We start from the raw sequence: 19,810 nt of genomic DNA, 5'->3' as shown, positions 1-19,810 counted from the left end.
ATTGCGGCGCTTCAGTCAATACACAGGTGACTGATCCACTGCTATCGAGGGCAAGCCCCCTCCCACATTTTGGCCGTGTTTCGTCAGGGTTAGCCGATGGTCATCAGGCTGGCGTTGCCACCCGCCGCAGCAGTGTTAACACTCAACGCCCGCTCAATCACCAAACGCTCCAGCGCAATCGCCGTCTCGCCCTGGGACAAACCATGCACCCCGACAATCGCGCCACCACGCTGTGCCACTTGCTGGCACACCGCGCGCAACTGGTCGGAATCACCGTGGTGCAATACCGCATCGAACACCACTTCGTCCTTGGTCCAGTCGGCCACGCGCTTGATCTTCGCCTGAATCTCCTTCGGCAGGCGTGGGAACAAGGCTTTGGTCAGGTCAGATTCCGGCCATACCGCCGAACCGCCCACGGCCAGCACTGCCGCCAGTTGCGTCAACAGATCACCTTCCACGTCCGCCAGGCACAGAACGTGCTCGCGGGGCAGGATGGCGTAACTGTTGCGCTCGCCGGTCGGGCCGGCCAGTTGGCGGGTGATACCGCTTTGCGATTGCGCGGCGAACTGGCTGCACAGGGCGCTGAGTTCGCTGAACTGGTTGCTGTCGGCCCAGGTTTTGAGGGCCGTCAGCGGTTGGCTCATGGCGTCGCGCAAACGAACATCCGGTGCGGCCAGTGCGTCGCAGCGTACGAAGGATTGCTCGATCGCATCCGTAGGACGGGTCGACAGCAGGCGGTACAGGTACAGCGGACCACCGGCTTTTGGACCAGTGCCCGACAGGCCTTCGCCGCCGAACGGTTGTACGCCAACCACGGCACCGACGATGTTGCGGTTCACATAGACGTTACCGGCATTGACGTTGTCGATCACCTTGGCGATGGTCTCGTCGATACGGGTGTGCACGCCCAGGGTCAGGCCGTAGCCGGAAGCGTTGATCTGGCCGATGAGCTGGTCGATCTCTTTACGCTTGTAGCGCACCACGTGCAGCACCGGACCGAAGATCTCGCGTTGCAACTCGTCGAAGCTTTCCAGTTCGATCAGGGTTGGCATCACGAAGGTGCCGCGCTTGATCTCTTCACCATCGGCAATCGCCACCTGGTATACGCTGCGGCCTTTGTCGCGCATGGCCTGGATGTGTTTCTCGATGCCGGCCTTGGCTTCGGCGTCGATCACCGGGCCGATATCCACCGACAGGCGCTCCGGGTTGCCCAGGCGGCATTCAGCCATGGCGCCCTTGAGCATTTCGATCACACGGTCTGCTGAATCTTCCTGCAGGCACAGTACGCGCAGGGCCGAGCAACGCTGGCCGGCGCTGTCGAAGGCCGAAGACACCACGTCGATCACGACTTGTTCGGTCAGCGCCGAGGAGTCGACGATCATCGCGTTCTGGCCGCCGGTTTCGGCGATCAACGGGATCGGACGGCCCTGGGCATCCAGGCGGCCGGCGACGTTGCGTTGCAGCAGGCGCGCCACTTCGGTGGAGCCGGTGAACATCACGCCTTTGACTCGATCATCCCCCACCAGGCGGGCACCCACGGTTTCGCCCTGGCCCGGCAGCAGTTGCAGCACGCCTTCCGGAATACCGGCTTCCAACAGGATGCGCACGGCTTGCGCGGCGACCAGCGGAGTTTGTTCGGCCGGCTTGGCCAGTACCGGGTTGCCGGCGGCCAATGCGGCGGCGACTTGGCCGCTGAAGATGGCCAGTGGGAAGTTCCACGGGCTGATGCAGACCACCGGGCCCAGTGGGCGGTGGGCGTCGTTGGTGAAGTCGTTGCGTGCCTGCACCGCGTAGTAGCGCAGGAAGTCCACGGCTTCACGCACTTCGGCAATGGCGTTGGCGAAGGTCTTGCCGGCTTCGCGGGCCAGCAGGCCCATCAGCGGCTGGATCTCGCCCTCCATCAGGTCGGCGGCGCGCTCCAGGATCGCGGCGCGTTCGGCGGGCGGGGTGGCCTGCCAGATCGGACCGGCACTGATTGCGCACTGGATGGCGTTGTCGACATCTTCGACGGTGGCTTCTTGCACATGACCGACTACATCGCGCAGGTCGGACGGGTTGAGCACCGGCGCCGCTGCTTGCTCGCTGGAGGTGCAACCGAGCATCGGCGTGGCTTTCCAGTTGTTGTGAGCGGTGGCGAGAAGGGCGCAGGACAGCGATGCCAGGCGATGTTCGTTGGCCAGGTCGATACCGGCCGAGTTGGCGCGGTCGCTGCCGTACAGGTCACGTGGCAATGGAATGCGCGGGTGCGGCAGGCCGAAGCCGCCTTCCAGCGTGGCCATTTGCTCGATGCTGGCCACCGGATCGGCCACCAGCTCCTGGATCGAGATGGATTGGTCGGCAATACGGTTGACGAACGAAGTGTTCGCGCCGTTTTCCAGCAGGCGACGGACCAGGTAGGCCAGCAGCGTTTCGTGGGTGCCGACCGGTGCATACACGCGGCACGGACGGTTCAGCTTGCCATCGGCAACCTTGCCTACAACCTGCTCGTACAGTGGCTCACCCATGCCGTGCAGGCACTGGAACTCGTACTGGCCGGGGTAATAGTTCTGACCGGCGATGTGGTAGATGGCCGAAAGCGTGTGGGCGTTGTGCGTGGCGAACTGCGGGTAGATGACTTCCGGTACCGACAGCAGTTTGCGTGCGCAGGCGATGTAGGACACGTCGGTGTACACCTTGCGGGTGTACACCGGGTAGCCTTCCAGGCCTTCTACCTGGGCGCGCTTGATTTCGCTGTCCCAGTACGCGCCTTTTACCAGGCGGATCATCAGGCGGTGGCGGCTGCGGCGCGCCAGGTCGATGACGTAGTCGATCACATACGGGCAACGCTTCTGGTAGGCCTGGATCACGAAACCGATGCCGTTCCAGCCAGTCAGTTGAGGCTCGAAGCACAGGCGCTCGAGCAGGTCCAGGGACAGCTCCAGGCGGTCGGCTTCTTCGGCGTCGATGTTCAAACCGATGTCGTATTGCTTGGCCAGCAGGGTCAGGGACAGCAGGCGCGGGTACAGCTCATCCATCACGCGCTCATACTGCGCACGGCTGTAGCGCGGGTGCAGCGCCGACAGCTTGATGGAAATGCCCGGGCCTTCATAAATCCCACGGCCGTGGGAGGCTTTGCCGATGGAGTGGATGGCTTGTTCGTACGAGGCCAGGTACTTCTGGGCATCGTGTTCGGTGAGCGCGGCTTCACCGAGCATGTCGTAGGAATAGCGGAAGCCTTTGGCTTCGAACTTACTCGCATTGGCCAGGGCTTCGGCGATGGTTTCGCCGGTGACGAACTGTTCGCCCATCAGGCGCATGGCCATGTCGACGCCCTTGCGGATCATCGGCTCGCCGCTCTTGCCGATGATGCGGCTCAGGGACGAGGTGAGGCCGGCTTCATTGTGGGTGGCGACCAGTTTGCCGGTCAGCAGCAGGCCCCAGGTGGCGGCGTTGACGAACAGCGACGGGCTGTTGCCCAAATGCGGCTGCCAGTTGCCGGTGCTGATCTTGTCGCGGATCAGCGCGTCGCGGGTGCCCTTGTCCGGGATGCGCAGCAGCGCTTCGGCCAGGCACATCAGGGCGACGCCTTCCTGGGACGACAGGGAAAACTCTTGCAGCAGGCCCTGGACAATCCCGGCACGGCCGCCGGCGCTCTTCTGGTTACGCAGTTTTTCGGCAATCGAGGCGGCGAGCTTGTTGGTGGCTTCGGCCATCGGCGCCGGCAGGCGGGCCTGTTCGATCAGCATCGGCACCACTTCCGGCTCGGGGCGACGGTAAGCGGCAGTGATCGACGCACGCAGCACGGATTGCGGCAGGATGCTTTCGGCGAATTCGAGGAAGCACTGGTGGGCGTGGTCGGTCTGGACCTCGCCCGCGTCGTCGGCGTCCTTGCTGCTCAAACCATTGAGTTCGGTCAGGGTTGCACCACCCTCCAGTTTCTCCAGGTAATTGAAAATCGCCTGCTTGATCAGCCAGTGAGGCGTGCGATCAATGGAGGTCGCGGCAGCCTTGAGGCGCTCGCGGGTCGGGTCGTCAAGTTTGACCCCAAGGGTGGTCGTAGCCATTTTCTTATCCTCATGGGTGCCACTACCGAGTGGCATCAGCTGGCGGCAAGATTAGCTTTGCGCATGCTGAGGTGCAACCGGGTGCAACCCATTTTCTTCATGATTTTTTCGATCGTGATCGGGAAAAAAACCGGCCTTCGACGGAATCCGCTTCGCCTTGGTGCGTTTGCTTCTGAGATCGGCTGTTCTTGCTCCGAAAAGGAGCAAAAACGAGGTGTTTTGCGCATTTAACATCAAGGTGCAACTTATTCTCGCGAAACTGGTTGCACCTTATTTGCTTTGTTGAATAGCATTCGCGCCCAAGGTGCAACCACCTCTGAGGTTTGGTTCATCGGCTGGCGGCTTTCCTGGGGAAACGTCAGTCATAAATGCGCGGCACGCAGCTACGTCTACCTACTTCCAGTGGGTTGTCGTCTGACAGACCGCCGCTACATAAAAACAAAGCCAGGGCGTCACTCTTATGAGCGTTAGTAATCCAACCCTGATCACGTTCGTGATCTACATCGCAGCAATGGTGCTGATCGGCTTCATGGCCTATCGCTCCACCAACAACCTTTCCGACTACATCCTGGGCGGTCGCAGCCTCGGTAGCGTGGTGACAGCCTTGTCGGCCGGTGCTTCCGACATGAGCGGCTGGTTGTTGATGGGCCTGCCGGGCGCGATCTACATGTCCGGCCTGTCGGAAAGCTGGATCGCCATCGGCCTGATCGTCGGTGCCTACCTCAACTGGCTGTTCGTCGCCGGTCGCCTGCGGGTCCAGACTGAGCACAACGGTGACGCCCTGACCCTGCCGGATTACTTCTCCAGCCGTTTCGAAGATAAAAGCGGCCTGCTGCGGATCATCTCCGCCGTGGTGATCCTGGTGTTCTTCACCATTTACTGCGCTTCCGGCATCGTGGCCGGTGCCCGCTTGTTCGAAAGCACTTTCGGCATGTCCTACGAGACCGCCCTTTGGGCCGGTGCCGCAGCGACCATTGCCTACACCTTCGTCGGTGGTTTCCTGGCCGTGAGCTGGACTGACACCGTACAGGCCACCCTGATGATTTTCGCGCTGATCCTCACGCCGATCATCGTGCTGCTGGCCACCGGTGGCGTCGACACCACTTTCCTGGCCATCGAAGCCAAGAACCCTGACAACTTCAACATGCTGAAAAACACCACCTTCATCGGCATCATTTCACTGATGGGCTGGGGCCTGGGTTACTTCGGCCAGCCGCATATCCTGGCGCGCTTCATGGCGGCGGATTCGGTGAAGTCGATTGCCAAGGCGCGTCGTATCTCCATGACCTGGATGATCCTGTGCCTGGGCGGCACCGTGGCGGTGGGCTTCTTCGGTATTGCCTACTTCTCGGCCCACCCGGAAGTGGCCGGTCCTGTGACTGAAAACCACGAACGTGTATTCATTGAGCTGGCCAAGCTGCTGTTCAACCCATGGATTGCCGGTGTGTTGCTGTCGGCCATCCTGGCTGCCGTGATGAGTACCCTGAGCTGCCAATTGCTGGTGTGCTCCAGCGCCCTGACCGAAGACTTCTACAAAACCTTCCTGCGCAAGACCGCCTCCCAGGTTGAGCTGGTGTGGGTCGGTCGTGCCATGGTGCTGCTGGTGGCCCTGGTCGCTATCGGCCTGGCCGCCAACCCGAACAACCGCGTACTGGGCCTGGTGAGCTACGCCTGGGCCGGTTTCGGCGCCGCGTTCGGTCCTGTGGTGCTGATCTCGGTGATCTGGAAAGGCATGACCCGCAACGGCGCACTGGCCGGTATCCTGGTCGGCGCGATCACCGTGATCGTGTGGAAACACTTTGAGCTGCTGGGCCTGTACGAAATCATCCCAGGCTTCATCTTCGCCAGCCTCGCGATCTACGTCGTGAGCAAGATGGGCGCACCGACTGCGGGTATGGTCGAGCGTTTTGATGCGGCGGAAAAAGACTACAACCTCAACAAGTAATTCGCCGGGCCTTAAGCGCCTGATGAGTTGAAAGAGAGGCCCGCTTCCTATGGATAGCGGGCCTTTTTTTGCGTGTGCTTTACGCCGACCCAGAGAGAATTCGTACGCGTTTTTGTAGGGTTTTACTGATTTGTCTGGCGCGTGCTCGGCAGAGGGCAGCCGTGATGCAGAATCGGCCCCTTACCCCTTGCAGAGAAACACCGGATGTTAGCTCCCGCCAATCAGAGTGCTTTTACCCTGTCCCTCAATGGGGAGCCCAGTGAGTTCAAGGTCCAGGGGTTCATGGGGACTGAGTTCATCAGCCTGCCTTTTCGCTTTGACCTGGAGTTGGTCAGCGAGCAACCCGACCTGGACCTTGAGAGCCTGCTGCACAGCCAGGCGTTCCTGGGGTTTGATGCCAATGGCCATGGCATTCATGGCCTGGTGTATCGGGTCGCACAAGGCGATTCGGGCAGGCGCCTTACGCGCTATCAGATCACTCTGGTGCCGCAGCTGGCTTATCTGGAGCACAGCACGCATCAGCGGATCTTCCAGAAACAAACAGTGCCCCAGATCATTGCGCAGGTATTGGAAGCCCAGGCAATCAAGGCTGATGCCTTCGCGTTTCATCTGAGCGGCAAGTACCCCGAGTGTGAGTATTGTGTTCAGTTCGGCGAAACCGATCTGGAGTTCATTCAACGCTTGTGTGTCGAATGGGGCATTCACTATCACTTCCAGCACAGCCCCGAGCGCCACCTGTTGGTGTTTGGCGACGACCAGAGTGTGTTCGCGCAGCCGGATCACGTCACGCCGTATTCACCCGGCTCCGGGATGGTGGCCGATGGGCCTGCGATCAAGCGCTTTATTCTGCGGCTGAAGACCCGCACCAGTGAGGTGAATCTGCGGGACTACGACTTCAAAAAGCCGAACCTGACGTTGGAAAGCGCAGTCTCCAGCAAGCAGCAACCGACTCTGAACGAACAGCGTTACCCAGGGCACTTCGTGGATCGTGAGCGCGGCAAGTACCTGGCGCAACGCATGTTGGAGCGTCATCGCAGCGATTACTGCCAGGCCAGCGGCCATAGCGACCAGCCGGCGTTGGTCACCGGACAGTTCCTGAAGATGGCTGGGCACCCGCGCCAGGAGTGGAATGATTTGTGGCTGGTCACTCAGTTGCACCATACAGGGCGGCAGCCTCAGGTGCTTGAGGAATCTGCCCCTGAAGGGTACGGCGATGAATCCTCCCAAGGCTACAGCAATGAATTTGTCGTAACGCCCTGGGACGTGCTGTTTCGAACACCGCTCCTGATGTCGCGGCCGCCCATATCGGGTTACCAGAACGCAGTGGTAACGGGGCCAGCCGACAGTGAAATCCATTGTGACGAGTACGGCCGGGTCAAGGTGCAGTTTGCCTGGGACCGCAACGGTGAACGCAACGATCAGTCCAGCTGCTGGCTGAGGGTTGCCAGCGGTTGGGCTCATGATCGTTACGGTTCGGTGTTGATTCCGCGGGTCGGTATGGAGGTCCTGGTGGGCTTCGTCAATGGCGACCCGGATATGCCATTGGTGATGGGGTGCCTGCCTAATGCGGCAACACAGGTGCCCCTTGATTTGCCGGCGGACAAGACCCGAAGCATCTTGCGCAGCCAGAGCAGCCCTGGGGGTGGTGGCTACAACGAGCTACGCATCGAGGATCGCAAGGGGGCCGAGGAAATCTATCTGCGTGCCCAGCGGGATTGGACGCAACATGTGCTGCATGACCATCGGGTGACGGTGGACGGCGAATCGCACCATGAAGTGCAGGGCGAGGAACAGCGGATAAATCATGGCAACCGCCTGACCGACCTCAAGCAGGACGACCATCTGGTGGTGGGCGGTTCGCAGCAGGTCCGGGCCGGGCAGACCATCCAGATAGGCGCAGGACAAAGCATCGTCATCGACGCGGGCGCGACCGTCACGATTCAGGCGGGTGGGCAGTCGATCACCCTGTCTGCCGGTGGCATTTTCAGCAGCGTGCCGATCCAGCCTGGCGGGGCGCCCGCTGCAGTAGCGGCGCCGTTGATGCCGGGGGTGAAGGAAAAATTGTTGGCAGTGATCCCGGCTCCGCTGTCCCGTGTGCAGGTCGCCAGCCTGAAACGCAGTGCACCGTTTTGCGAAGAGTGCGAACGATGCAGGAACGGCCAGTGCAATCTCACCTGACCTCCACCCAGAAGGACTCTACGTCGATGCTTCAACCCTTGCTTGCTGGTGAAAAGATCTTCGCAGTACTCGGCGCTGCCAGCGACGCCCAGCCCTTGAATGCGTGGCGAACGCTGGCCGGCGGAGCGCCTTTGCATCCCGTTTGGGCCAGTACGGCCTATGCGACCTGGGAGGAGGTGATGCCCTATGTAGGCATCGTCGATCCAGGTAGCGCGTTCCTGGAATGGGCTGCCGCCACAGACGCCACGGATTGGGGCTGGCTGGCCGTATCGTCCTGCCCATTGGACGTGGTGGTCGCACACCTGCAAAGCCTGACCAAGGTGTACCTGGCCGATGGGCAAGAGGTATTTTTGCGCTTTTGGGATGGCGCGCAGTTTCTGCCGATCATTCAGCGCTGCGGTGAAGAGCTGTTGCCGGTGTTCCCGCGATACCTCATTAATGGCCAATCGCTGACTGTTGCGACTGGCCCGGTCACTGCCGCCAAAGCCAGCCCATGGTGGCGAGTGCCGGTACCTTTGCTGGAGCACTTGGAGGAGCAATCGCCGCAAACCCTGGTCGGTAACCTGTTGCAGTGGCTCGAAGAGCAGCGACCCGACCTCTACACCGCTTTTGCGCCGGCGACCTTGCAGCACAAGGTCGCCTACTTTGCGCGTCGATCGGGTATCAGCCATGAAGCGCTGGCTGATTACCTGGCCTCAGAGCTGAGTTGAGCCCAGCGCCTGCTGCAAATCCTCGATCAGGTCTTCAATGGCCTCGATGCCCACCGACAGGCGAATCATCTCCGGCTTCACGCCGGCCTTGGCCTGTTCTTGCTCGTTCATCTGCCGGTGGGTGGTGGAGGCCGGGTGGCAGGCCAGGGATTTGGCATCGCCGATGTTCACCAGGCGCTTGAAGATGCGCAGTGCGTCATAGAAGCGCACGCCGGCCTCATAGCCGCCCTTCAAGCCAAATGAAAGGATTGCTGACGGTTTGCCTTGCAAGTACTTCCGCGCCAGTTCGTGGTGCGGGTGGTCCGGCAGGCCTGCGTAGCTGACCCACTCTACCTCGGCATGGCCTTGCAGGAACTGTGCGACCTTCAGGGCGTTTTCAGTATGGCGCTCCATGCGCAGGGCCAGGGTTTCCAGGCCTTGCAGCAGCAGGAAGGCGTTCATCGGGGCCAGTGCTGCGCCGGTGTTGCGCAGTGGAACGGTGCGGGCGCGAGCGATGAAGGCGGCCGGGCCGAATTTCTCGGTGTAGACCACGCCGTGATAGGCGGGCTCGGGGTTGTTGAGCCCGGGGAATTTTTGCGGGTAGTCGGTCCAGGGGAAGTTGCCGCTGTCGACGATCACGCCGCCCAGGGAGTTGCCGTGGCCGCCGATGTACTTGGTCACCGAGTGCACCACGATATCGGCGCCGAACCGGATGGGTTTGCACAGGATCGGTGTGGCCACGGTGTTATCCACCACCAGCGGCACGCCGCGCGCGTGGGCGACGTTGGCCAGGGCTTCCAGGTCGACGATGTTGCCCGCCGGGTTGCCGATGCTTTCGCAGTACACCAGCTTGGTGTTGTCGTCGATCAGCTCGGCGATGGCTTCGGCGCAGTCATCCCGGGCAAAGCGAACATCGACGCCGAAGCTGGGCAGCAAGTGCGCGAACAAGGTGTAGGTGCCGCCGTAGAGTTGCGGGGTGGTGACGATATTGTCCCCGGCGCGGGTGAGCGTCTGGATCGCGTAGTGGATCGCCGCGCTGCCGGCCGACACCGCCAGGCCTGCGATACCGCCTTCGAGCGCGGCGATGCGTTGCTCCAGCACGTCGTTGGTGGGGTTCATGATCCGCGTGTAGATATTGCCGGGCACGTCCAGGTTGAACAGGTCGGCGCCATGCTGGGCGTTGTCGAATTCGAAGGCAACATTCTGGTAGATCGGCACAGCAACAGCCTTGGTGGTCGGGTCCGACTTGAAGCCGTGGTGCAGTGCGATGGTGGCGTCTTTCATGAGGGTGATGGACCTCCCTGGAGTGTGGATCGCCACAATAAGTCCGAGTCATCATTGATATTTAGACTTTTTTCAGGTGAAAGCCTGTCTTTTCGATATAAGCACCGCCCGGCACGTTGCCCTGCACCAACGCTTGCGTAAAAGGTAAACTTCGCCCCCTGCGCAGGAGCAACCATGAATTATCGTCACGCCTTTCACGCCGGCAACCACGCCGATGTCTTCAAACACCTGACCTTGACCCGCCTCATTGCCCTGATGTCGCGCAAGGAGCAGCCGTTCGCCTACCTCGACACCCATGCTGGGATCGGTCTGTACGACCTGCAGGGCGACCAGGCCAACCGCACCGGTGAATACCTGGAAGGCATCGCCCGCCTGTGGGGTGCAAGCGACCTGCCGCCGTTGACCGCCGATTACATGCGCGTGCTGCATGAGATGAACCCGGATGGCGAGTTGCGCTACTACCCTGGTTCGCCCGAGCTGGCGCGGCGCCTGACGCGCCCTCAGGACCGCGTGCTGCTCAATGAGAAACACCCGGAAGACGGCGTGTTGCTCAAGGACAACATGAAGGGCGACCGCCGCGTCAAAGTGCACCTGGGCGAAGGTTGGCACGTACCGCGTGCGCTGTTGCCGGTGCCGGAAAAGCGCGCGCTGATGCTGATCGACCCGCCGTTCGAAAAGCTCGACGAGATGCAACGCTGCGCCGCCTCCCTCAAGGAAGCCGTGGGCCGCATGCGCCAGACCGTCGCGGCCATCTGGTACCCGGTGAAGGACCAGCGCATGTTGCGTCGTTTCTACCAGGACCTGGCCGGCACCGGCGCGCCGAAGTTGCTGCGAGTGGAGTTACTGGTGCATCCGCTGGACACCCCCAACACCCTGACTGGCTCGGGCCTGGCCATCGCCAACCCGCCGTGGGGGCTGGAAGAGGAGCTGCGTGAGCTGCTGCCGTGGCTGTCCAGGAAGCTTGGGCAGACCCAGGGCGGATGGCAGATGGATTGGCTCATCGCTGAGTAACCACGCCTGGTTAGAAACAATATGGCAGGGGGCAAGCCATAATGCCGGTCAGTTAAGGGACAGAACGGGCAACCAGTCACCTGTGGCGAGCGGGCTTGCCCCGCGTTGGGCTGCGAAGCAGCCCCAAAACATAGCCCCGGAGCTGTCTGGCACACTGCAGTGCTCTTATTGGGGCTGCTGCGCAGCCCAACGCKGGGCRAGCCCGCTCGCCACAGTTACAGTGTTCCTCCTTAACTGACTGGCATTAGGGCAAGCCCCCTCCCACATTTTACCCGTGTCGGCTTTAGATCGGGCAGGTCACACCGGTGCCACCAATCCCGCAATAGCCCTGTGGATTCTTCGCCAGGTACTGCTGGTGATACGCCTCGGCGAAGTACACCGTCGGTGCCTCTTCGATTTCGGTGGTAATCGCACCCAGGCCGGCCTTGGTCAGTTCGGCTTGATACGCCTTGGCGCTGGCCTGCGCCGCCGCCAGTTGTTCCGGCGTGGTGGCATAAATCACTGAGCGGTACTGGCTGCCGATGTCATTGCCCTGGCGCATGCCCTGGGTGGGGTTGTGCAGTTCCCAGAACATTTTCAACAAGTCTTCGTATTTCACTTTGGCCTGGTCATACACCACCAGCACCACTTCGCTGTGGCCGGTCAGGCCCGAGCAGACTTCTTCATAGGTCGGGTTGGGCGTGTAGCCACCGGCGTAACCGACCACAGTGCTGACCACGCCATCGCGCTGCCAGAACCGACGCTCGGCACCCCAGAAGCAGCCCAGGCCGAAGATTGCAAAGCCGACGTCATCGAGGAACGGTCCGAGCAGCGGGTTGCCATTGACGAAGTGCGTCTCCGGCAATGCCATCGGGGTTTCACGGCCAGGCAGAGCTTGTTCTTGAGTAGGCAGCACGTTTTTGTTCACCAGAATTTCCGAGCGCAAGACCATGATCAGTCCTCTCGTCAGGTTGAGTTAGCAATAAAGATTGAGACCGCCAGTGTGCCCGAGTGTTACAGCGCTGTCAGGCGATAGGGCCGCGCGGGTAGCGTTTCAGCATCGCCAGCAGCTCGGCGCCGGGGATCGGCCGGTCGAACAGGTAGCCCTGGCCCACATCGCAACGGTGCCGGCGCAGAAACGCCAGTTGCTCGGCGGTTTCGATGCCCTCGGCCACCACCTTGAGCTTGAGGTTGTGGGCCATGGCGATCACCGCCGAGGTGATTTCCATGTCGTCCTGGTTGTCCGGGATTTCGTGGATGAAGCTGCGGTCGATCTTGATGATGTCGATGGGGAATTTTTTCAAGTAACTCAACGACGAGTAACCGGTGCCGAAGTCGTCCATGGCCAGGGTCAGGCCGAAGCTCTTCAATTGATCAAGCTGCAGGCGCGTGTCTTCGGTGGCTTCCAGTAGCAGGCCTTCGGTCAGTTCCAGCTCCAGCAGGTTGGCCGGCAGTTTTTCTTCCTTGAGGATCGTGGCGATCGAGGCCACCAGGTCCGGGTCGGAAAACTGCTTGGGCGACAGGTTGATCGCCACCTGCAAGTTGCCCATGCCAGCGGCGGTCAACTGTCGGCTCATGCGACAGGCCTGGCGTGCGATCCATTTGCCGATGGGAATGATCAGGCCGGTTTCTTCAGCCACGCTGATGAATTGGTCAGGGCGGATCATGCCCTTTTCCGGATGGTTCCAGCGCAGCAACGCTTCCATCCCGAGCAGACGGCCACTGCGCAGGCACAGCTTGGGCTGGTAGAACACATCCAGCTCGTTCTGGGTGAGGGCGCGGCGCAGGTTGTTCTCGACGAACAGCTTGTAGCTGGCCTCCGCATTCAGCGCTTCGGTAAAGATCTGCACCTGATGTTTGCCGTTGGCCTTGGCCTTGTGCAGGGCGAGGCCGGCGTTACGCATCAGGGTCTGCGGGTCGCGGCCATGCAGTGGCGCGCAGGCCAGGCCCACGGAGCCGGTGACGCTGATCAACTGGTTGTCGACGAACATCGGCTTGTCGAGGGTCGCGAGCAATTGGCTGGCCACCAACTGGCCACTTTCCAGGTCGGTGTCGTCGAGCAGCACCGCAAACTCGTTGCTGGCAAAGCGCGCCAGGCTGCCACCGGTGCTCAGGCTGTTGCGCAGGCGCCGGGCCAGGCTGATCAGCAGCTTGTCACCGGTCTGGTGGCCTAGGCTGTCGTTGATGCGCTTGAAGTTGTCGATGTCCACCAGCAGCAGGCTGATCGGGCTGTCGCTGTCACGGGCGAAGCGTTCATCGAGGTTGCGGATGAACGCCGGGCGATTGCCCAGGTTGGTCAGGTTGTCCGTGTAGGCCAGGCGCTCGATACGCTGCTGGGCCAGCTTGGTCTGGGTAATGTCTTCGTAGATGCCGATGTAGTGCGTCAGCTCACGGTTGTCGCCATACACCTTGGAAATCGACAGCTGGCCCCAGTAGGGCTCCAGGTTCTTGCGCCGGCTCTTGAATTCGCCCTGCCAGCTGTTGCTTTTGGCCAGGCTCGAGGGAGCGTCGAACAGCAATTCGCTGAGGTTCTCCAGCGCCGGCAATTGGGCCAGGCGGTGGCCGTGGACCTCTTCGGCGCTGTACTGGGTGATTGCAGTAAAGCTTGGGTTGACGTACTCCACTACACCATCGCAGTTGACCAGCAGAAAGGCGTTGGCGCTTTGTTCCACGGCACGCTGGAACAGGTGCAGGGCGCTGGTGGCGGTGCGGCGATTGTGGTTGTTGATCACCTGGGCGAACTGGTCGGCCAGCTCGCCGGCAAAGGCAATTTCATCGGCCTGCCAGGCGCGGGTGCTGCCGCTTTGCTCCAGGCACAGCACGCCCACCACATGGCCATCGACGCGAATGCTCGCGTCAAGCATCGCGTGGATGTCTTTGTCGCGCAGGCTGTCGGCCATTTCTCGGGTGCGCGGGTCGCGCAGTGCGTTGGTGGCGTCGATGGCCCGGCTGGAGTGCAAGGCTTCCAGGTAGTCCGGGAAGCAGCTGGCGTCGATAGGCTCGGGCAAGTGATGCTGCCCGTCTGCGCGGTGGTAGGCGGAGATCGGCACCAGGCGCTGGCCTTCAAGGTTCCAGATGCTGGCGCAGTCGATCTGGTAGATATCGCAGGCGCTGCGGGTGATCAGCTCGGCGGCTTCCTGCAGCGAATTGTTAGTGGTGTAGCGCTGGCGGGCCAGCAGCAGGATCAACTCCTGTTGGGCGCGCACCCGCTCAAGGTGCTGCAACTGTTCCTGCTGGGCCCGCTGGTTGAGTTCCAGGGCGATCTGCAGGCGGCTGTTCTGGTTCTCCAGGTCTGCCGTGGGCACGGCAGTGGGGATTTCACTGAACAGGCCGTCGACCACCATCAGGTAGCCGCGCAGCAGGTGGCGATTGTGTTGTTTGTAGGCTTCGCCCATTTCCAGCAGGCTCAGCGGGCCGTCGCTGGTGTGCAGGGTATAGCGCACCAGGTAGTGCGGGCTCTGGTTCAGTTGCTGCTGGATGATGTCATGCAGTTGATAGCGCGCCTGGGGCTCCATCAGGCTGGCGTACGGGGTGCCGATCAGCGCGCACAGCTCGACCGCCGGCAGGCCGAATTGGCGCTCGCAATTGGGGTCGAGGTAAAGCAGGGCCCAGCTTGCCTCATTAAGCCGCTCGAAACGCAGCATACCGAGGCGCGAAGGCACCGGTAACTGCGTCACTACCTCGGCCGCCATTCGGGCGACATCGGGCTGGCTTTTCATGGGGGAGACTCACTTGAAATAACGCGCACGGCGCCGGGCTCACGCCCTCTTTTCTGTTGCCTGCGGCAAGGTTGCATCATGCGGCGCGGGCTGACAAGAGAGGATGAAGGCTAAGTGCTATAACGGGGTTATCGGCTGCGGAAGGGATTTCTGCAATCGAGGTGATGGAAGGTGTACAAACCTGTCTTGTATGTCCAGTTTCCTGCCTGAAAGCCGGCAAAAAAAGCCCCGCCAAGTGGCGGGGTTGAGGTACGAGCGTGGCGCTCGAAAATCGATACAGCCAGGCCTCCTCAGTGAAGAGGAGGCCGTGACGGTTTACAGCAAGATCGTGCGGATATCGTTCAGCACTTGGCCCAGACGCTGGGTGAAGCGCGCAGCGGCGGCGCCGTTGATCACACGGTGATCGTAGGACAGCGACAGCGGCAGCATCAGCTTCGGCTGGAACGCTTTACCGTCCCAAACCGGCTGGATAGTCGCCTTGGACACACCCAGGATCGCCACTTCCGGCGCGTTGACGATTGGCGTAAAGCCAGTACCGCCAATGTGACCGAGGCTGGAGATGGTGAAGCATGCGCCCTGCATGTCGTCCGGGGTGAGCTTCTTGTCGCGGGCCTTGGCAGCCAGCGCGGCGGCTTCGGCTGCGAGTTGCAGCAGGCTCTTCTGGTCGACGTTCTTGATCACCGGTACCAGCAGGCCATCCGGGGTGTCCACCGCGAAACCGATGTGCACGTACTTCTTGCGGATGATCGCCTTGCCGCTTGGCGCCAGCGAACTGTTGAAGTCCGGCAGCTCCTTGAGCAGGTAGGCACAGGCCTTGAGCAGCAGCGGCAGCACGGTCAGTTTCACGCCGGCTTTTTCGGCCACGGCTTTCTGCGCAACGCGGAAAGCTTCCAGGTCGGTGATGTCGGCCTGGTCGAACTGCGTCACGTGCGGGATGTTCAGCCAGCTGGCGTGCAGGCCGGCCGCGCCGATTTGCATCAGGCGGGTCATCGGCACTTCTTCTACTTCGCCGAAGCGGCTGAAGTCCACGGTGCGGATCGGCGGAATGCCCGAACCACCGGTAGCGCCACCAGCAGCTGGCGCTTCCTTGGCTTTCTGCATCATGGCCTTGACGTAAACCTGCACGTCTTCCTTCAACACGCGACCGTGAGGGCCAGTGGCCGCCACAGCGCTCAGCTCAACGCCGAACTCACGGGCCAGTTGACGCACGGCGGGGCCGGCGTGAACCTTGGCACCGCTTGGCGCAGGTGCGGCAGCAGCGGCCGGAGCGGCCTCGACTTTTGCAGCAGGTGCAGGTGCAGCGGCAGCCGGTGCGGCTTCAGCCTTGGCGGCTGGCGCAGCGGCCGGGGCGGCGGCAGGCGCAGCGCCTTGTACTTTCAGCTTGAGGATGAAGTCACCGGTGCCGACTTCGTCTTCCAGCTTGACCGCAATGCTTTCCACCACGCCGGCAGCCGGCGAAGGGATTTCCATGGAGGCTTTGTCGGACTCCAGGGTGATCAGCGACTGGTCGGCTTCGACGGTGTCGCCGACCTTGACCAGCAGCTCAATGATCTTGGCCTTGCCCGACGAACCGATGTCCGGGACGTGAATGTCCTGGACAGTGGCGGCGGCAGGTGCGGCAGCCGCAGCGGCAGGCGCTTCGGCAGGTTTTTCAGCAGCAGGCGCAGGTGCAGCGGCGGCAGCAGGGGCCGCCGGCGCAGGGGCCGCATCAGCGGCACCTTCGATTTCCAGCTCCAGCAGTTCGTCGCCTTCTTTCAGGCGGTCGCCCAGCTTCACTTTCAGGCTCTTGACCACGCCGGCCTTGGGAGCAGGGATTTCCATGCTCGCCTTGTCCGATTCCAGGGTCAGGATGCTCTGGTCGGCTTCGACGGTGTCGCCGACCTTCACAAACAGCTCGATTACTTCACCTTCACCGCTGCCGATGTCAGGTACGCGAATGAGTTCGCTCACAAAAAGTCTCCTCAGCAGTCCAGTGGGTTGCGTTTTTCCGGGTTGATCCCGAACTTGACGATAGCGTCAGCCACCACCTTCGGTTCGATCTCACCACGGTCAGCCAAGGCTTCCAGGGCTGCCAACACCACGAAGTGACGGTCAACTTCGAAGAAGTGACGCAGCTTCTTGCGGCTGTCACTGCGGCCGAAACCGTCGGTGCCCAGGACTTTGAATTCCTTGGACGGGACCCACTGGCGAATTTGTTCAGCAAACAGTTTCATGTAGTCGGTCGAAGCGATCACCGGGCCTTTACGGCCGGTCAGGCACTCTTCAACGAAGGTGCGCTGTGGCTTCTGGCCAGGGTGCAGGCGGTTGTGACGCTCTACGGCCAGGCCATCGCGACGCAGTTCGTTGAAGCTGGTCACGCTCCATACGTCGGCGCCGACGTTGAACTCGTCACGCAGGATCTTGGCCGCTTCACGCACTTCGCGCAGGATGGTGCCGGAGCCCATCAGTTGTACGTGGTGCGCTGCTTCCTTGGTGTCTTCTTCGAGCAGGTACATGCCCTTGATGATGCCTTCTTCCACGCCGGCCGGCATGGCTGGCTGCTGGTAGGACTCGTTCATCACGGTGATGTAGTAGAAAACGTCCTGCTGCTCTTCGGTCATCTTCTTCATGCCGTCCTGGATGATCACCGCCAGCTCGTAGCCGTAGGTTGGATCAAAGGTGCGGCAGTTCGGGATGGTGGCAGCCAGGATGTGGCTGTGACCGTCTTCGTGTTGCAGGCCTTCGCCGTTCAGCGTGGTACGACCGGCGGTGCCGCCGATCAGGAAACCACGGGTACGGCTGTCGCCTGCTGCCCAGGCCAGGTCGCCGATACGCTGGAAGCCGAACATCGAGTAGAAGATGTAGAACGGCAGCATCGGCTGGTTGTGGCTGGAGTACGAAGTACCGGCAGCGATGAAGGAGCTCATTGCGCCCGCTTCGTTGATGCCTTCTTCGAGGATCTGGCCCTTCTTGTCTTCCTTGTAGAACATCACCTGGTCTTTATCGACTGGCTCGTAGAGCTGGCCGACGGAGGAGTAGATGCCCAACTGACGGAACATGCCTTCCATACCGAAGGTACGGGCTTCGTCCGGAATGATCGGGACGATGCGCGGGCCGATGTCCTTGTCCTTGACCAGCTGCGCGAGGATCCGCACGAAGGCCATGGTGGTGGAGATTTCACGGTCGCCCGAGCCGTCAAGGATAGCCTTGAGGGTGCTCAGGTCCGGCGTCGGTACGCTGAAGCTGTTGGCGCGACGCTGTGGCACGAAACCACCCAGTGCGGCGCGGCGCTCGGCCAGGTAGCGGGCTTCGGCGCTGTTCGGCTCCGGCTTGAAGAACGGCAGGTTTTCCAGTTCTTCGTCCTTGACCGGGATGTCGAAGCGGTCGCGGAACAACTTCAGGCTGTCGACATCGACTTTCTTGGTGTTGTGCGCGGTGTTCTTCGCTTCGCCGGCACCGGTGCCATAACCCTTGATGGTCTTGGCCAGGATGACAGTCGGTTGTTCTTTGTGGTTGACCGCTTCGTGGTACGCCGCATAGACCTTGTACGGGTCGTGGCCGCCACGGTTGAGTTTCCAGATCTCGTCGTCGGACAGGTCGGCAACCATCGCCTTGAGTTCAGGCGTGTTGAAGAAGTGTTCGCGGACGAACGCGCCGTCCTTGGCCTTGTAGTTCTGGTACTCGCCGTCGATGACTTCGTCCATGCGACGTTGCAGGATACCGTCGACGTCCTTGGCCAGCAGTGGGTCCCAGAAACGGCCCCAGATGACTTTGGTCACGTTCCACTGGGCGCCGCGGAATACGCCTTCGAGTTCCTGGATGATCTTGCCGTTGCCGCGAACCGGGCCGTCGAGGCGCTGCAGGTTGCAGTTGATGACGAAGATCAGGTTGTCCAGCTTCTCGCGGCCGGCCAGGGAGATGGCGCCCAGGGATTCCGGCTCGTCGCACTCGCCGTCGCCCAGGAAGCACCAGACTTTCTGCTTTCCTTCAGGGATGAAGCCACGGGCTTCCAGGTACTTCATGAAGCGTGCCTGGTAGATCGCCTGGATCGGGCCCAGGCCCATGGAAACGGTCGGGAACTGCCAGAACTCAGGCATCAGCCAAGGGTGCGGGTACGACGACAGGCCGTTACCGTCCACTTCCTGGCGGAAGTTGTTCATGTGTTCTTCGCTGATGCGGCCTTCCATGAACGCACGGGCGTAGACGCCTGGCGAGGTGTGGCCCTGGAAGTAGATCAGGTCGCCGCCGTGTTCGTCGGTCGGGGCCTGGAAGAAGTAGTTGAAGCCGATGTCATACAGGGTTGCGCTGGAAGCGAAGCTGGAGATGTGACCGCCCAGGTCCGAATCTTTCAAGTTCGTGCGCATTACCATCGCCATGGCGTTCCAACGTACCAGCGAGCGAATGCGGCGTTCCATGAACAGGTCGCCAGGCATGCGTGCTTCGTGGGTAACGGGGATGGTGTTGCGGTATGGCGTAGTGATGGCGTAAGGCAGTTGCGAGCCGCTGCGGGTCGCGAGTTCGCCCATACGGGTCATCAGGTAGTGAGCACGGTCTTCGCCTTCTTTGTCGAGAACCGATTCCAGGGCGTCCAGCCATTCCTGGGTTTCGACGGGATCGAGGTCTTGCATGGCTTGCTCCAGGGCGGAAAGGCTACCAGAATCGGTTGCCTGAAGTTTGCGACTGGCCTTGTGGGCAGACGACATAAATTCTTGGATGGCCGAAGGTTGCTTCGGCGTCCTGTAGTTTTACTACAAATCGTCGGCCATTTCAGCCTTTCGAATGTATATACGAGTAGTAAAACTACACAAGACTGAGCGTATGGCTCGGTCTGGCTGGTGAGCATAATCGTTATTGTTGATCTTTTGCGAACAAGAAAAGGTGAAAGCTTGATGTTGGCTGCCAAAATGAAATTAATTTCAGCTATTTCTAACCTTTGTTCGACAGTCCTTCATAGAGCGTGGTCCTTGCGTTCACAACACGTAG

Annotated in this window: 10 protein-coding genes; 4 read left to right on the top strand and 6 right to left on the bottom strand. The window is 61.2% G+C overall.

Annotated elements, in window-relative coordinates; translation table 11 throughout:
* Positions 1-89 precede the first annotated feature (89 nt).
* On the bottom strand, positions 90-4,043 hold the full coding sequence (putA, locus tag BFN10_RS27260) for a trifunctional transcriptional regulator/proline dehydrogenase/L-glutamate gamma-semialdehyde dehydrogenase (RefSeq protein WP_071492331.1): 3,954 nt from the start codon (positions 4,041-4,043) through the stop codon (positions 90-92).
* A gap of 460 nt (positions 4,044-4,503) precedes the next feature.
* Between putA and putP the strand changes: the two genes are divergently transcribed.
* The 3 genes from putP to BFN10_RS27245 all read left to right on the top strand — a co-directional run bounded on the left by putP (position 4,504) and on the right by BFN10_RS27245 (position 8,876).
* Positions 4,504-5,988 carry a sodium/proline symporter PutP gene (putP, locus tag BFN10_RS27255; RefSeq protein WP_071492330.1) on the top strand — a complete coding sequence of 495 codons (1,485 nt, stop codon included), beginning with the start codon at positions 4,504-4,506 and terminating at the stop codon, positions 5,986-5,988.
* A gap of 204 nt (positions 5,989-6,192) precedes the next feature.
* Positions 6,193-8,166, top strand: a complete 1,974-nt coding sequence (locus tag BFN10_RS27250; RefSeq protein WP_071492329.1) for a type VI secretion system Vgr family protein — start codon at positions 6,193-6,195, stop codon at positions 8,164-8,166.
* A gap of 26 nt (positions 8,167-8,192) precedes the next feature.
* Positions 8,193-8,876, top strand: coding sequence for a DUF4123 domain-containing protein (locus tag BFN10_RS27245; protein WP_071492328.1), 684 nt, complete (start codon positions 8,193-8,195; stop codon positions 8,874-8,876).
* On the opposite strand, the gene BFN10_RS27240 is transcribed toward BFN10_RS27245, so the two are convergent.
* Entirely contained in the window at positions 8,862-10,139 is a 1,278-nt protein-coding gene (locus BFN10_RS27240; RefSeq protein ID WP_071492327.1) for an O-acetylhomoserine aminocarboxypropyltransferase/cysteine synthase family protein, read from the bottom strand. The two genes, BFN10_RS27245 and BFN10_RS27240, sit on opposite strands and share 15 nt — an antisense overlap.
* A gap of 174 nt (positions 10,140-10,313) precedes the next feature.
* Between BFN10_RS27240 and BFN10_RS27235 the strand changes: the two genes are divergently transcribed.
* Positions 10,314-11,150 carry a 23S rRNA (adenine(2030)-N(6))-methyltransferase RlmJ gene (locus tag BFN10_RS27235; protein WP_071492326.1) on the top strand — a complete coding sequence of 279 codons (837 nt, stop codon included), beginning with the start codon at positions 10,314-10,316 and terminating at the stop codon, positions 11,148-11,150.
* A 283-nt stretch (positions 11,151-11,433) separates the two neighbouring features.
* On the opposite strand, the gene msrA is transcribed toward BFN10_RS27235, so the two are convergent.
* The 4 genes from msrA to aceE form a co-directional block, all read right to left on the bottom strand.
* Positions 11,434-12,081, bottom strand: a complete 648-nt coding sequence (gene msrA / locus BFN10_RS27230; RefSeq protein ID WP_071492325.1) for a peptide-methionine (S)-S-oxide reductase MsrA — start codon at positions 12,079-12,081, stop codon at positions 11,434-11,436.
* Between the two features lie 73 nt (positions 12,082-12,154).
* A complete protein-coding gene (locus tag BFN10_RS27225; RefSeq protein WP_071492324.1) occupies positions 12,155-14,848 on the bottom strand; it encodes a putative bifunctional diguanylate cyclase/phosphodiesterase in 2,694 nt (897 codons plus the stop codon).
* Between the two features lie 315 nt (positions 14,849-15,163).
* On the bottom strand, positions 15,164-16,798 hold the full coding sequence (gene aceF, locus BFN10_RS27220; protein ID WP_071492323.1) for a dihydrolipoyllysine-residue acetyltransferase: 1,635 nt from the start codon (positions 16,796-16,798) through the stop codon (positions 15,164-15,166).
* 11 nt (positions 16,799-16,809) lie between these two features.
* Positions 16,810-19,455 carry a pyruvate dehydrogenase (acetyl-transferring), homodimeric type gene (aceE, locus tag BFN10_RS27215; RefSeq protein WP_071492322.1) on the bottom strand — a complete coding sequence of 882 codons (2,646 nt, stop codon included), beginning with the start codon at positions 19,453-19,455 and terminating at the stop codon, positions 16,810-16,812.
* Positions 19,456-19,810: the final 355 nt, after the last annotated feature.

Origin of the sequence: Pseudomonas extremorientalis, assembly GCF_001870465.1 — a bacterium.
Classification (GTDB): Bacteria; Pseudomonadota; Gammaproteobacteria; order Pseudomonadales; family Pseudomonadaceae; genus Aquipseudomonas; species Aquipseudomonas extremorientalis.
Note: the sequence above shows the minus strand (reverse complement) of the source record. Positions and strands in the feature narration are given on the sequence as shown.